We start from the raw sequence: 13,142 nt of genomic DNA, 5'->3' as shown, positions 1-13,142 counted from the left end.
GGCCGTCCCGCTGCACGTGCGCGCCGATACGATGCGGGGCGTGACCACCCCTTCGCCCGAGCGCGTCGACCTGTCCGCCCTGATCAAGGCCTACGACGTGCGTGGTGTCGTGCCCGAGCAGCTCGACGCCCGTGTCGCGCGCGCGATCGGCGCCGCGTTCGCGGACGTCGTGGTGCTGCCCGAGGCGGACGGTCGCGCACGCGTCGTCGTCGGCAACGACATGCGCCCGTCGGGGCCGGAGCTGGTCGCCGCCTTCGCGGACGGGCTCACGGCGCGCGGGGTCGACGTCGAGACGATCGGCCTGGCGTCCACGGACGGCCTGTACTTCGCGTCGGGGTCCCTCGGCGTCCCCGGGGCGATGTTCACCGCGAGCCACAACCCGGCCGAGTACAACGGCATCAAGCTGTGCCGTGCGGGCGCGCGTCCGGTCGGTCAGGACTCGGGCCTCGCGCGGATCCGCGAGCTCGCGGGCGACTACCTCGCGCAGGGCGTGCCGGAGGTCGCCGCCGGCGAGCGCGGCACCGTGGGCACGCGCGAGATGCTCGCGCCGTACGCGCAGTTCCTGCGCAGCCTCGTCGACCTCGGCGGCATCCGGCCCCTCAAGGTCGTCGTCGACGCCGGCAACGGGATGGGCGGCTACACCGCGCCCGCCGTGCTCGGCACGGAGGCCGGGCTGCCCGCGCTGCCGCTCGAGGTCGTGCCGCTGTACTTCGAACTCGACGGCACGTTCCCCAACCACGAGGCGAACCCGCTCGAGCCCGAGAACCTGCGGGACCTGCAGCGCGCGGTCGTCGAGCACGGGGCCGACCTCGGCCTGGCGTTCGACGGCGACGCCGACCGGTGCTTCGTCGTCGACGAGCGCGGCGAGCCCGTGAGCCCCTCGGCGATCACGGCCCTCGTCGGCCTGCGCGAGGCCGGTCGCGAGCTGGCGGCGGGCCGCACGCCGACGGTCATCCACAACCTCATCACCTCGCAGGTCGTGCCGGACCTTCTCCGGGCCGCGGGCGCGACGACGGTCCGCACACGCGTCGGGCACTCGTTCATCAAGGCCGAGATGGCCGAGCACGGGGCCGTCTTCGGCGGTGAGCACAGCGCGCACTACTACTTCCGGGAGTTCTTCTTCGCGGACACGGGCATGCTCGCCGCGCTGCACGTCCTCGCGGCCCTCGGCGGCCAGCCGCACCCGCTGTCCGCGCTCGCCGACCAGTACCAGCCGTACGTGGCCAGCGGGGAGATCAACTCACGCGTCGAGGACGTCGCGGCGGCGCGCGCCCGCGTCGTCGACGCCTACGTGACGCGGCAGGGCGCCGGGCCGGTCGAGGTGGACGAGCTCGACGGCCTCACGGTCTCGCACTGGGACGGCCACCCGCAGTGGTGGTTCAACCTGCGCGCCTCGAACACCGAGCCGCTGCTGCGTCTCAACGTCGAGGCCGCGGACGAGGACATCATGGAGAAGGTGCGGGACGACGTGCTGGCGCTCGTCCGCCAGGGGGAGGGGTCCTGATGACCGGTACCGCACATCCGCTCGAGCCGTGGGTCCGCGACCTGCTGCGCTGCCCGGTCTCGGGGGCGACGCTCGTCGACGCGGTCGGTCCGGACGGGGAGCCGCTCCTCGTCTCGACGGCGGACGAGCCGCTCGCGTACCCCGTGCGCGACGGGATCCCCGTGCTTCTCGCCGACGAGGCGCGGCCGGCTCCCCGCGCCTGACGACCGGGCGCGGTCCGCGCTCGCCGGCACCGACCGCGCCGGGCACCCGCTACGCCTGAGGGGGCGCATGCCGTGCGCCGCCTGACGCGGCCCTCCGTCGCGCGCGACGTCCGACACGTCGGCGGAGCGTGGGGCACGATGGGAGCGGGCAGGGTGGCCCGTCGACGCTGCGAGGTGCGCATGGCGAGCTTCAGCGAGGTTCCCGACCGGTACCGCGTGCGCGACCTCGGGCTCGCGGCGGCCGGTCGCCATCAGGTGCGGCTCGCCGAGCACGAGATGCCCGGGCTGATGGCCCTGCGCGCGGAGCTGGGTGGTGCGCAGCCCCTCGCGGGCGCGCGGATCACGGGCTCGCTGCACATGACCGTGCAGACCGCGGTGCTCGTCGAGACCCTCGTGGCGCTCGGTGCCCAGGTCCGCTGGGCGTCGTGCAACATCTTCTCGACGCAGGACGAGGCGGCCGCCGCCGTCGTCGTCGGCCCGGACGGCACGCACGCGCGCCCCGCCGGGCCCGCGGTGTTCGCGTGGAAGGGCGAGACGCTCGAGGAGTACTGGGAGTGCACGCGGCAGGCCCTGCTGTGGCCGGACGGCGGCGGCCCGGACCTGCTGCTCGACGACGGCGGGGACGCGACGATGCTCGTGCACGAGGGCGCGCGCGCCGAGGCCGCGGGTGCCGTGCCCGAGGACCCGCCGCCGGGTGACCCCACCCGGTCCGAGGAGCTGCTCGTCGTCCGACGCCTGCTGCGTCGCTCGCTCGGGCAGGACCCGCAGCGCTGGAGCCGGGTCGCCGCGGGGGTCGTCGGGGTGTCCGAGGAGACGACGACGGGCGTGCACCGGCTCTACCGGCTCGCCGCCGCGGGCGAGCTGCTGTTCCCCGCGATCAACGTCAACGACGCGGTCACGAAGTCGAAGTTCGACAACCGCTACGGCATCCGCCACTCCCTGCCCGACGGCCTGGACCGGGCCACCGACGTGCTCATCGGCGGCAAGGTCGCCTTCGTCGCCGGGTACGGCGACGTCGGCAAGGGTGCGGCCGAGGCGTTGCGGGGCCAGGGGGCACGCGTGCTCGTCTCCGAGGTGGACCCGATCTGCGCGCTCCAGGCGGCCATGGACGGGTTCCAGGTGGTGCGCCTCGACGACGTCGTGGGCGAGGTCGACTTCGTCGTCACGGCGACCGGCGACCGCGGGGTCGTGACCGTGGAGCACCTCGCGGCGATGAAGGACAAGGCCGTCGTCGGCAACATCGGGCACTTCGACGACGAGATCGACATGGCGGGCCTGGCCGCGCACCCGGGCGTGCGCCGGACGGAGATCAAGCCGCAGGTGCACGAGTGGACCTTCCCCGCCGACCCCGCGACCGGCCGTCCGGAACGGTCCGTCGTCGTGCTGTCGGAGGGGCGCCTCCTCAACCTGGGGAACGCGACCGGGCACCCGTCGTTCGTCATGAGCACGTCGTTCACCAACCAGGTGATCGCCCAGGTCGAGCTGTTCACCCGGCCGGACGCGTACGACCGGTCCGTCCACCGACTGCCGAAGGTCCTCGACGAGAAGGTCGCCCGCCTGCACCTCGACGCGCTGGGGGTCCGCCTCACGCGCCTGACCCCGCAGCAGGCGGACTACCTCGGCGTCGACGTCGACGGACCCTACAAGCCGGAGCACTACCGGTACTGACCGCCGCGGCGCCGTCCGGCGGTCGCGCGCGCGTCGGCACCCGGACCCGCGTGCGGCGCGGTCAGTCCGGGTCGGGGACGCCGTGGGGCAGGCGGTGCAGCTGACGCGCGTCCGCGGCGTCCCGTGCGTCCTGCCGGAGCTGTGCGGCGAGCTCGCGCGTGCGGCGCTCCGCGAGCACCGCGGCGAGGAACGCCTCGGGGTGCGTGCCGGGCGGGGGCGCCGGGTGGACGTGCTGGGCGACCTCCGCCGACAGCCGCGAGCCCAGCTCGACCCGGGACGCGGGGTGCAGGCGGGGGGCGCGCGTGAGGAACTGCCGGACCGACAGCGCGAGGCCGTCGGGCAGGCGGGCGACGTCGGCGGACTGCGCCCAGCCGGCGAGCCAGGGCGGCATCTCGACCGGTCGGCGCTGCTGCGCCCCGCCCCGGACGCGGACCGCGTACGTGCCCGCCAGGATGTCGCCGACGCGCTTGCCGCGCGGGTGGACCATCGAGCAGATGAGCGCGACCGACCCCGCCGTGAGCCACAGCTCGACGACGCCCACGAGCGCGCGGACCAGGGCCTGCCGCAGCACGATCGGCCCGCCGTCGTCACGCACCACCCGGATGCCGACCGCGAGCTTGCCGAGGGACCGGCCGCGCGTCAGCGTGTCGAGCACCGTCGGGTAGATGACCGTGATCGTCGCCAAGGTGACGACCCAGCCGATGCGGAACGCCTCCTCCGACGTCGGCGTGCCCGCCGCCGGTCCCACCACCGCGAGCAGGATGCCCAGCCCGGTGAGGACGGCGCCGAGCACGAGCAGGTCGAGCAGCGCCGCGAGCAGGCGGGACGCCGCCGACGCCGCGCGGCTGTCCAGCAGCACGCCCTCGCCGATGACGATCTCGTCCGTGGCCATCCCCACCTCCTCCGACCTGGGGAACCCTAGCCGCTGCCGGGGCCACGAGATGGCAGGCTGTGCACCGTGGACCTCGACGCCTACCAGGCCGCACGCACCGAGTCGTGGCAGCGCCTCGACCGCCTCGTCCGCCTGCGTCGGCGCACGGGGGCGGAGGCCGACGAGCTGGTCCGCCTCTACCAGTCCGCGGCCACCGACCTGTCGGTCATCCGGTCCGCCGCCCCCGACCCCGAGGCGGTGAGCCGGCTCTCGCAGCTCGTCGCACGGGCGCGCGCGGCGATCGTCGGCGGTCACGACCCCAGCTGGCGCATCGTCGCCGCGTTCGTCGGGCAGCACCTGCCGGCGGCGCTGTACCGGATCCGCTGGTGGACGGTCGCGGTGATGCTCGCGTTCGTCGTGCTCGCCGTCGTGTCGGGCGTGTGGGTGGCGACGCAGCCCGAGGCGCTCGCCGCGATGGGCACGCCGGCCTACCAGCAGGAGTACGTGGACACGGCGTTCGCCGAGTACTACGACCCGGGTGCCGGGTTCGCCGCCATGGTGTGGACGAACAACGCGTGGATCGCGGCGCAGAGCGTCGCGTCCGGCATCACGGGCATCGGACCCGTGTACGTGCAGGTGGCGAACGCGATCAGCGTGGGTGCGACCGGCGGGATGATGGCCGAGCACGGCGAGCTCGCGCTGTTCCTGCAGCTCATCGCCCCGCACGGGCTGCTCGAGCTCACGGCCATCTTCGTCTCCGGAGCCGCAGGGCTGCGCCTGTTCTGGACGTGGGTCGACCCCGGGCCGCGCACACGGGGCCGCGCGCTCGCCGAGGAGGGGCGCGCCTTCTTCACGGTCGCACTCGGGCTGGTGGGCGTGCTCGCCGTGTCGGGTGTCGTCGAGGGGTTCGTCACGGGCTCCGACCTGCCGTGGGGCGTCAAGGTCGCGATCGGTGCGCTCGTGCTCGCCGCGTTCTGGGCGTACACGCTCGTGCTCGGGCGGCGCGCGGTGCGGGCCGGGGCGACGGGCGACCTCGAGGCCGACCGCGCGGGCTACGTCGTACCGCAGGCGGGCTGACCGGACCGGTCCCGCCGCGGCGCTCCGCCCCCGCCACGACGGCCGCGTGGCGCGGGGCGGACGCTCAGGTCACGACGACCGAGCGCTCCGCCGCGTCGTCGGCGAAGAACGTCACGAAGGCCTCCGCCTCGAGCGCGACCTCGCGCCGGTGGTGCGCCGCGAGCGGCGCGAACGGCGTGACCACGAGCGTCGCGCGCTCGCGGCGTCGCCTGCCCGGTCCCGGCTCGAGGCGGTCGCGCTGCACGCGCCACGTCGCCGCGACCTCGCCGTCCACCAGCACCGTGCCGGGTACCACGCCGTTGCGGCTCTGCATCGCGCGCCGCTGCTCGTCCGACACGATCCGGGTGCGGTCGGCGTGCCCGAGCAGCACGTTGTCGAGGTCCGGCAGGAACCGGACCGGCGCGGGCGTCTGCGCGGGTGGCCGCGGGCCGTCCGGCACGTCGAGGACCTCGCGCGGGCGGGAGCGCCCCGGTGCCGGCTCGGCGGCGAACCGCACGACGCGGTCGCCGAGCCGCTCGACGACGGCCGCGAGCCCGGTCAGCCCCGACCAGGCCTGGACGTCCGCGACGGATGCCGGGCCGAACGCCGCGAGGTAGCGCAGCACCAGCCGCTCGAGCTCCGCGGCGAGCACGTCGGGGTCGCGGACGTCCGGCACCGTGCCGTCGGGCGCACCGAGCCAGGCGTCCGTCGTCGTCCACGTCGTCGCACCGGACCGCCCCCACACCCCACGCGGCGGGACCTGGACGAGAGGGAGCGTCCCGCGGGCCGCGTACGCGAGCGTCGTCGGCGCGACGTCCGGCCAGTCCTGCGCGAGCAGACGGCCCAGCACGGTGCTCGGGCGCGGCTCCTCCTCGACCAGGGTGCGGGCGCGCGCCGTGACCGCGGCGACGTCGAGCGTGCGCAGCGCCGGGCCGTGCTGCGTGTTCGTCAGCAGGTCGCGCTCGTACAGCGGTGCCGTCAGCGTGGGCAGGACGCGCGCGTCGCGTGCGGACAGCAGGTGGATCGTGCCGCGCATGACCGCGGTCCGCACGAGGCGCCGGTCCAGCAGGGCGTCACCGAGGTCGTCGTGCGTGAACCCCGCGACCCGGCTCCACAGGCCGACGTAGGGAGACCACGCGTTCTGCGCCTGCAGGCCGACGAGGTGCTCGACGGCGTCGACGGTGCCGGTCGTGGCCCGCTCCAGCAGGTGCTGGCGGGCGAGCAGCGCGCGGTTGAGCTCGACCCGGGTCAACGGGGGAAGGAGGGCCATGCGGGCACGCTACCGACCGCCACCCACGGCGTCTGCGCGGACGCCGTGCAGGTCCCACGTGAGGCCGCGCCGGTGCTCCGCCGGGCTCGCGGGTGCACACCGCCGGGGGTGCCGGCCTCCTCGCGCGGTGGCGCTCGTGCGGACCGCGCCGACGTCGAGCCCGGTCAGAGCCGGCCTGCCGCCTTGAGCGCGAGGTAGGTGTCCGCGAGCCGCGGCGCGAGGTCGTCCGGCAGCGCGTCGAGAACCTCCACGCCGCGTTGACGCAGCCGCACGGCCACGGCCTCGCGCTCGAGCTCGGCGCGCTCGGCGGCCGCGGCGTCGTAGACCGTGTGCGCGTCGCCCCCGTCGGCGCGCAGCGCCGCCGTCTCCGGGTCCGCGACGGACGCGAGCACGACCTGGTGCCGCGACGTCAGCTGTCCCACGACGCCGAGCAGGCCGCGCTCCACGGCGGCGGCGTCGAGCGAGGTCAGCAGCACCACGAGCGCACGTTGGCTGAGCCGCGACCGCACCTGCGTCACCACGCCCGGCCAGTCGCTCTCGACCAGCTCGGGCGCGGTCGTCGCGAGCGCGTCGGCGAGCGCCGGCATGAGCCGCGGCCCGGCCGTGCCCGCCACCCGGGCCCGCGCGCGCCGGTCGTACGCCAGCAGCTCGACCCGGTCGCCCGCGCGCGTCGCGAGCGCCGACAGCAGGAGAGCCGCCTCGATCGACGCGTCGAGCCGTGGTGCGTCGAGCACGCGCACGGCCGACGTGCGGCCCGTGTCGAGCACGATGAGGACACGCCGGTCGCGCTCGGGCCGCCAGGTCCGCACGACCACGTCGCCCCGGCGTGCCGTCGCCCGCCAGTCGATCGCCCGGACGTCGTCGCCGATCACGTACTCGCGCAGCGAGTCGAACTCGGTGCCCGGTCCGCGGACCTGCACGGCTGCCCGGCCGTCCATCTCCCGCAGCCGTGCGAGGCGGCTCGGCAGGTGGCGGCGCGACGCGAACTCCGGGAGCACCCGGAGCCGCCCGGGGACGGTGAGCGACGCCTGCCGCCCGGCGAGGCCGAGGGGGCCCGAGGCGCGCACGGTGACGCGGTCGGCGTGCGCGTCACCACGGCGCGTGGGCCGCAGCACCGTCCGCACGCGCACGCCGTCGCCTGCCGGGACGTCGACCCGGTGCCGGTCCTGCACGGCGGACGCCGACGGCGGCCACGCGTCGCGGACCAGCCCCCGCAGCCGCCGCGAGCCGACGTTCGTCAGGGTCAGCGTCGAGGTCGCCTGCTCGGTCAGGCGCACCGACTGCGGCACGTCCCGCCGGACGGCGACCTGTCGGGGGGAGGCCGCGAGGAGCGCGTCGAGGACGCACAGCGCGAGGCACACGAGCCCCCACACCAGGACGGTGCCGGTCGACGGCAGCAGCAGCAGCACGGGCACGCCCGCCGCGACGAGCGCCACCGCGCGCCAGGTGAGGGTCACGACGTCAGCGGGGGACGGGGACGGACGCGAGCACCGTGTCGAGCACGCTCTCGGTGGTCACGCCCTCCAGCTCGGCCTCCGCGCGCAGCTGGACGCGGTGCCGCAGCGTCGGGTGCGCGAGCGCCTTGACGTCGTCCGGGGTGACGTAGCCGCGGCCCGACAGCCACGCCCACGCGCGCGACGTCGCGAGCAGGGCCGTCGCGCCACGGGGCGAGACGCCCAGCGACAGCGAGGGGGAGCGGCGCGTCGCCCGGCACACGTCGACGACGTAGCCGAGCACCTCGTGCGACACCTGGACGCGGGCGACCTCCGCGCGTGCCGCGGCCAGGAGCTGCGCGTCGGCGACGGGGCGGACGCCGGCGGCGGCGAGGTCGCGCGGGTCGAACCCGCCCGCGTGCCGTGCGAGCACCTCGACCTCCTCGTCGCGCTCCGGCAGCGGGAGCGTGAGCTTGAGCAGGAACCGGTCGAGCTGCGCCTCGGGCAGCGGGTACGTGCCCTCGTACTCGACGGGGTTCTGCGTCGCGATGACGAGGAACGGGTCCGGCAGCGGGCGCGGCGTCCCGTCCACCGACACCTGCCGCTCCTCCATGGCCTCCAGGAGCGACGCCTGCGTCTTCGGGGGCGTCCGGTTGATCTCGTCCGCCAGCAGCAGGTTGGTGAAGACGGGACCCTCGCGGAAGGAGAACTCCGCGGTGCGCGCGTCGTAGACGAGCGAACCCGTCACGTCACCCGGCATGAGGTCGGGCGTGAACTGCACGCGCTTCGTCGACAGGTGCAGCGCCGCGGACAGCGTGCGCACGAGCAGCGTCTTGGCGACGCCCGGCACGCCCTCGAGCAGCACGTGCCCGCGGCACAGCAGAGCGATGACGAGGCCGCTGACGGCCGCGTCCTGCCCGACGACGGCCTTGCCGACCTCGAGCCGGACGTCCGCGAGGGCGGAGCGCAGCGCAGCGCTCGGCGCGGGCGGCGTGCCGGGAGCGCCGACGGGCGCGGGTACCGCCGCAGGGGCCTTGTCCAGCACCGGGGCTCCCGGAGCGGCCGCGGGGCCGACCGGGGCGGCGGGAGCCGGAGCCTGCGCGGCCGGGGCTGCGGCGGCCGCAGGCGCCGGTGGCGCGGCAGCCGGGGCGGCAGGCGCACCCTCCGCCGCAGCCGGCGCAGGGGCCGGGGGGACGGGCGTCGGCGTACGGTCGCCGGTGGTCTCGTCGGTCACGATCGGTGAACCTCGCTCTCCAGGTGGTCCAGGGCCTGCGCGAGCCGCGCCAGGCCGAGGTCGTCGTGGGGTGGGGGGCCGTACAGGAGCGCCTCGACGTCCCGCCCGGGGCGTCCGGTGGCGCGCTCGACGGCCTCGATGAGCACCGGGGCGTCGGCCGAGCGTGCGAGCCCCAGGCGCCGGGCGCAGCGCGCCGCCGTCCCGGCGCGCAGAGCCGCGGCGGCGTGCGCCCGCGACCGGGAACGGCGGTACAGCCGCCCGCGGCCACGCGTCGTCTCCGCCGCGGGGACGACGACGGGCAGCGGCTCGTCGACGACCCGGCCGAGGCGCCGTCCGCGCCACACGGCAGCGGCGAGCGTCACGAGAAGCAGGTGCAGCCCGATGAGCGGCACGACCGGGGGCACCAGGGCGCCGAGGCCCGGGCCGGCCTCGTCGTCGGCCATGCCCAGGTCGTCGTACGACGGGATGTACCAGACGAGGTGGTCGTGCCGGCCCAGCGCGCGCAGCACGAGCGCGGCGTTCCCCTCGGAGGCGAGGTGCTCGTTGGTCAGCATCGCGCCGTCCGCGAAGCCCACGACCCGCTGCTCGCGGTCGACGACGCCGTACGCGCCGGCCCCCGCCGCGTCGCCCTCGGCGGGGAAGCAGACGACGGCGTCGGACGACGTCGCCCTGAGGCCACCGGTCGCGGTGACGGTGCCCGCGGCGACCGCGTCCGGGTCGTCGCAGGCCGCGGCCCGGGCGGTCGGGGTCTCCCAGCCGACGCCGTCGCCCTGCAGCGCGCCGTCGGTCAGCGTCTCCAGCGTGAAGGGCGCGTCGACGACCACGAGGTCGGCGTCGGTGTCCGCGAGCCGTTCGACGGCGTCGCCGTCGAGGACCAGGTCACCGCCGACGACGAGCAGCGTCGAGCCGTCGCGGGCGTCGCGGACCGCCTCCGCGAGCCGTCGCGTGTAGTCGATCTCGACGCCCTGCGCGCGCAGGATCTCCGCGGCGGCGCGCGCGCCCGTGGGGTCGGGGTTGTCGGGCGCGTACGGGTCCGTGGACGTGCGCGGCGCGGGCAGCACCGCCAGCAGGCCGGCCAGGGCGAGCAGCCCGACGATCGCGAGGGGCAGCCGCAGGCGCCGCCAGCGCTGCGCGGCACGCGAGCGGGCGGTCGTCCCGTCGCCGACGACGGGCGCGACGGTCGTGGTCACGACGGCACCACCAGCTGCTCACGGTCCGCGTCGGCAGGCGCCACGGGGCGCGCCCGTCGGACGCGCTCGTCGAGGTCGCGCAGCCGACGGTCGTCGTCGGCGTCCGCCCGGCCGTCGCCGTAGGCGACGTCGTCGAACACGTCGCCCGCGGCACGCAGGTCGTCAGCCAGGGTGGGCAGCCGACGCCCGGCGTCGGCGACCGCCTCGTGCGCGGTGCGTCCAGGGCGCTCGTCGAGCACGGTGCGCTCCTCGAGCGCACGGACCACGGCCCGGAACCGGTCGAGGACCGCGCGGTGCCAGTCGCCCGCAGCCGCGGCCGCGTCCGCGGAGGCCCGCAGCTCGGCGGCCGTGCGCGTGTCGTCGTCGGCGAGGACCGCACGCGAGCCCGCGGCACGACGGGACCGGCGCACCGGCCCGAGGAACCACAGGATGCCGAGCGTCACGACGACGGCGAGCGCGACGACGACCCCGACGGAGACGCCCGACGGCAGCCCGAGCGTCGGCACGGAGTCGAGCTGCTCGCGCAGCCACGTCAGCAGGCGCGACAGGAGCGACGGCCCGCGGTGGTACTCGGGCTGCTGCAGCTCCTCCTCCGCCCAGCGTCGGGCCGTCGGCGCGTCCGGCTGGACGGGGACGTCCAGGCGCAGCGCGGCGACGAGACCCGCCGGCACGGGTGTCACCCGGCCTGCGCCGCGCGGCCGAGCTCGATGTCGAGGCCCTCGCGCCGCATCCGGACGTCGATGTAGAGCAGTGCGACGACCGCGGCCGTGAACGTCGTCGCCAGCGTGAGCCCGACCGTCGTGCCGATGCCGTTGATGACGACCGAGCCGAACGACGTCGCGGTCGGGTCCTGCGTCACGAGCATGGCGATGACGCTCACCGGCACGAGAATGATCTGCAGCACGATCCCCACCAGGATGTTCACCAGCAGGTAGATGCCGAACAGCCGCCAGAAGCTGCCGCGGGTCAGCCGCCACGCCCGGGCGACGGTGCTCCAGAACCCCTTGCCCTCGAGCATGAGCGCGGGCGTCACGAGCAGCGTGCGGGTCGTGAACCAGACGAGTCCGACGACGAGCAGGAGCACCCCGACGAGGCCGACGACGACGGCCGCGGGGACCAGGTCGGCTGCCACGAGTCCCACGACCGCGCCCGCCACGGCGGCGTACGCGAGCAGCGGCACGAGCCCGGCCAGCAGCGTGAACCCGACGACCCACCACACGCGCGGCGAGCGCAGGACCTCGCCGATCGAGATCGTGCGGCCGAGCACGGAGCGGCTGACCGAGACGATGAGCAGGCCCGTGAGGATCGTCGTCGCGAGGGAGGTCAGGGGAGCGGTGAGCGCCTGGCCGACGAGCATGCTCATCTGGTCCGCCAGCCCGGTGGCGCCGGACGGGTCGAGGTCCGCCATGAGGTCGGCCACGTCGCCCGCGACCAGGCCCTGGACGTACCAGGTGAGCAGGCTCGAGACGAGCACCGCGACCGTGATCACGACGGCCGAGAGCCCGAACATGACGCGGGGGTTGGCGCGGATGGCCTTGAACGCGCCGTCGAGGATCTCGCCGAGGCCGAGCGGCCGCAGCGGCACGATGCCGGGCTGCAGCGCGGGCGGGCGCCACGCGGCGCCCGGAGCCGGGGGCGGCGGGAGCGGGCTGCCCCAGCCGCCGGTCGTCGAGCCCCAGCCCTGCTGCGCCGGGGGTGCGCCGGGCGCGGCCGGCGCGGGCAGAGGCGGAGCGGGCGCGGGCGGAGCAGGCGCGGGCGGCGCGGCCGGTGCCGGCGGGGGCGTCCCGCCGCCCGGAGCGGCCCACGCCGGCGGGCGGGGCGCGTCGTCCTTCGGGCTCGTCATGCGAGCACTGCCTCCTCGGGCTCGTCGTGCGGGGCGCGGGGGAGACGGTGCCCCCGGGCGACGCCTCATCGTGCCACGTCAGCCTGCGTCGACGGGTGAGCCGCGGGTGATCTGTGGACCGTCCGGGGGGTCGGCACGCCGAACGCGCCGGGCAGGCGCGACCACGGTGCGACAATGTCGCGCATGAAGGGACGCGTGCTGGTGGTCGACGACGACACGGCGCTCGCCGAGATGATCGGCATCGTGCTGCGGTCGGAGGGTTTCGAACCGGTCTTCTGCGAGGACGGGGACGAGGCGCTCGCGACGTTCCGGGCGACCCAGCCCGACCTCGTGCTGCTCGACCTCATGCTGCCGGGCCGCGACGGCAACGAGGTGTGCCGGCAGATCCGGGCGGAGTCGGGCGTGCCGATCGTCATGCTCACCGCCAAGAGCGACACGGTCGACGTGGTGCTCGGGCTCGAGTCCGGGGCGGACGACTACATCTCGAAGCCCTTCAAGCCCAAGGAGCTCGTGGCGCGCGTGCGCGCCCGGCTGCGGCGCAGCGACGAGCCGGCGCCGGAGCACCTGTCGATCGGTGACGTGTCGATCGACGTCCCCGGCCACCGCGTCGCGCGCGCCGGCCGGCCGATCTCGCTCACGCCGCTCGAGTTCGACCTGCTCGTGGCGCTCGCGCGCAAGCCGTGGCAGGTCTTCACCCGCGAGGTGCTCCTGGAGAAGGTGTGGGGCTACCGTCACGCGGCGGACACGCGCCTGGTCAACGTGCACGTCCAGCGGCTGCGCTCGAAGATCGAGAACGACCCGGAGCAGCCGGAGATCGTCGTGACCGTCCGGGGCGTCGGCTACAAGGCGGGCGTGACGCCCACGTGACGT

Annotated in this window: 12 protein-coding genes; 5 read left to right on the top strand and 7 right to left on the bottom strand. The window is 75.9% G+C overall.

Going from position 1 to position 13,142, the window contains the following annotated elements:
* The first annotated feature begins 31 nt into the window (after positions 1-31).
* The 3 genes from CELF_RS12545 to ahcY all read left to right on the top strand — a co-directional run bounded on the left by CELF_RS12545 (position 32) and on the right by ahcY (position 3,375).
* On the top strand, positions 32-1,504 hold the full coding sequence (locus CELF_RS12545; protein WP_013771636.1) for a phosphomannomutase/phosphoglucomutase: 1,473 nt from the start codon (positions 32-34) through the stop codon (positions 1,502-1,504).
* Positions 1,504-1,707: a Trm112 family protein gene (locus CELF_RS12540; RefSeq protein ID WP_013771635.1), complete on the top strand. Its 204-nt coding sequence runs from the start codon at positions 1,504-1,506 to the stop codon at positions 1,705-1,707. Before CELF_RS12545 ends, CELF_RS12540 begins: the two co-directional genes overlap by 1 nt.
* Positions 1,708-1,887: 180 nt before the next feature.
* A complete protein-coding gene (gene ahcY / locus CELF_RS12535; RefSeq protein ID WP_041553484.1) occupies positions 1,888-3,375 on the top strand; it encodes an adenosylhomocysteinase in 1,488 nt (495 codons plus the stop codon).
* A gap of 61 nt (positions 3,376-3,436) precedes the next feature.
* Here ahcY and CELF_RS12530 read toward each other — a convergent pair whose 3' ends face one another.
* Entirely contained in the window at positions 3,437-4,267 is an 831-nt protein-coding gene (locus CELF_RS12530; RefSeq protein ID WP_013771633.1) for an RDD family protein, read from the bottom strand.
* Between the two features lie 66 nt (positions 4,268-4,333).
* On the opposite strand from CELF_RS12530, the gene CELF_RS12525 reads away from it, so the two are divergent.
* Entirely contained in the window at positions 4,334-5,323 is a 990-nt protein-coding gene (locus CELF_RS12525; RefSeq protein ID WP_013771632.1) for a stage II sporulation protein M, read from the top strand.
* Between the two features lie 64 nt (positions 5,324-5,387).
* On the opposite strand, the gene CELF_RS12520 is transcribed toward CELF_RS12525, so the two are convergent.
* The 6 genes from CELF_RS12520 to CELF_RS12495 all read right to left on the bottom strand — a co-directional run bounded on the left by CELF_RS12520 (position 5,388) and on the right by CELF_RS12495 (position 12,272).
* Complete coding sequence (locus CELF_RS12520) at positions 5,388-6,572, bottom strand: winged helix DNA-binding domain-containing protein (protein ID WP_013771631.1); 1,185 nt, start codon at positions 6,570-6,572, stop codon at positions 5,388-5,390.
* A gap of 164 nt (positions 6,573-6,736) precedes the next feature.
* A complete protein-coding gene (locus CELF_RS12515) occupies positions 6,737-8,029 on the bottom strand; it encodes a DUF58 domain-containing protein (RefSeq protein ID WP_013771630.1) in 1,293 nt (430 codons plus the stop codon).
* Between the two features lie 4 nt (positions 8,030-8,033).
* A complete protein-coding gene (locus tag CELF_RS12510) occupies positions 8,034-9,050 on the bottom strand; it encodes an AAA family ATPase (protein WP_013771629.1) in 1,017 nt (338 codons plus the stop codon).
* 185 nt (positions 9,051-9,235) lie between these two features.
* Positions 9,236-10,429, bottom strand: a complete 1,194-nt coding sequence (locus CELF_RS12505) for a DUF4350 domain-containing protein (RefSeq protein ID WP_013771628.1) — start codon at positions 10,427-10,429, stop codon at positions 9,236-9,238.
* Entirely contained in the window at positions 10,426-11,109 is a 684-nt protein-coding gene (locus CELF_RS12500; protein WP_013771627.1) for a DUF4129 domain-containing protein, read from the bottom strand. Before CELF_RS12500 ends, CELF_RS12505 begins: the two co-directional genes overlap by 4 nt.
* Complete coding sequence (locus CELF_RS12495; protein ID WP_013771626.1) at positions 11,106-12,272, bottom strand: glycerophosphoryl diester phosphodiesterase membrane domain-containing protein; 1,167 nt, start codon at positions 12,270-12,272, stop codon at positions 11,106-11,108. Before CELF_RS12495 ends, CELF_RS12500 begins: the two co-directional genes overlap by 4 nt.
* 183 nt (positions 12,273-12,455) lie before the next feature.
* Here CELF_RS12495 and mtrA point away from each other — a divergent pair, with 183 nt between their 5' ends.
* Positions 12,456-13,139 (top strand): MtrAB system response regulator MtrA, encoded by a 684-nt coding sequence (mtrA, locus tag CELF_RS12490; RefSeq protein ID WP_013771625.1) that lies wholly within the window; start codon positions 12,456-12,458, stop codon positions 13,137-13,139.
* The last annotated feature ends 3 nt before the right edge of the window (positions 13,140-13,142 follow it).

This window comes from Cellulomonas fimi ATCC 484 (genome assembly GCF_000212695.1).
GTDB classification, from domain to species: Bacteria; Actinomycetota; Actinomycetes; order Actinomycetales; family Cellulomonadaceae; genus Cellulomonas; species Cellulomonas fimi.
The sequence above is the reverse complement of the archived record's forward strand: the minus strand, read 5'-3'. Positions and strand labels throughout refer to the sequence as shown.

What these genes read in the sequence shown, in the direction of transcription:
- CELF_RS12545 (WP_013771636.1), top strand. Translation starts at nt 32, where the DNA reads ATGCGGGGCGTGACCACCCCTTCGCCCGAGCGCGTCGACCTGTCCGCC.
- CELF_RS12540 (WP_013771635.1), top strand. Translation starts at nt 1,504, where the DNA reads ATGACCGGTACCGCACATCCGCTCGAGCCGTGGGTCCGCGACCTGCTG.
- ahcY (WP_041553484.1), top strand. Translation starts at nt 1,888, where the DNA reads ATGGCGAGCTTCAGCGAGGTTCCCGACCGGTACCGCGTGCGCGACCTC.
- CELF_RS12530 (WP_013771633.1), bottom strand. Translation starts at nt 4,267, where the DNA reads ATGGCCACGGACGAGATCGTCATCGGCGAGGGCGTGCTGCTGGACAGC.
- CELF_RS12520 (WP_013771631.1), bottom strand. Translation starts at nt 6,572, where the DNA reads ATGGCCCTCCTTCCCCCGTTGACCCGGGTCGAGCTCAACCGCGCGCTG.
- CELF_RS12495 (WP_013771626.1), bottom strand. Translation starts at nt 12,272, where the DNA reads ATGACGAGCCCGAAGGACGACGCGCCCCGCCCGCCGGCGTGGGCCGCT.
- mtrA (WP_013771625.1), top strand. Translation starts at nt 12,456, where the DNA reads ATGAAGGGACGCGTGCTGGTGGTCGACGACGACACGGCGCTCGCCGAG.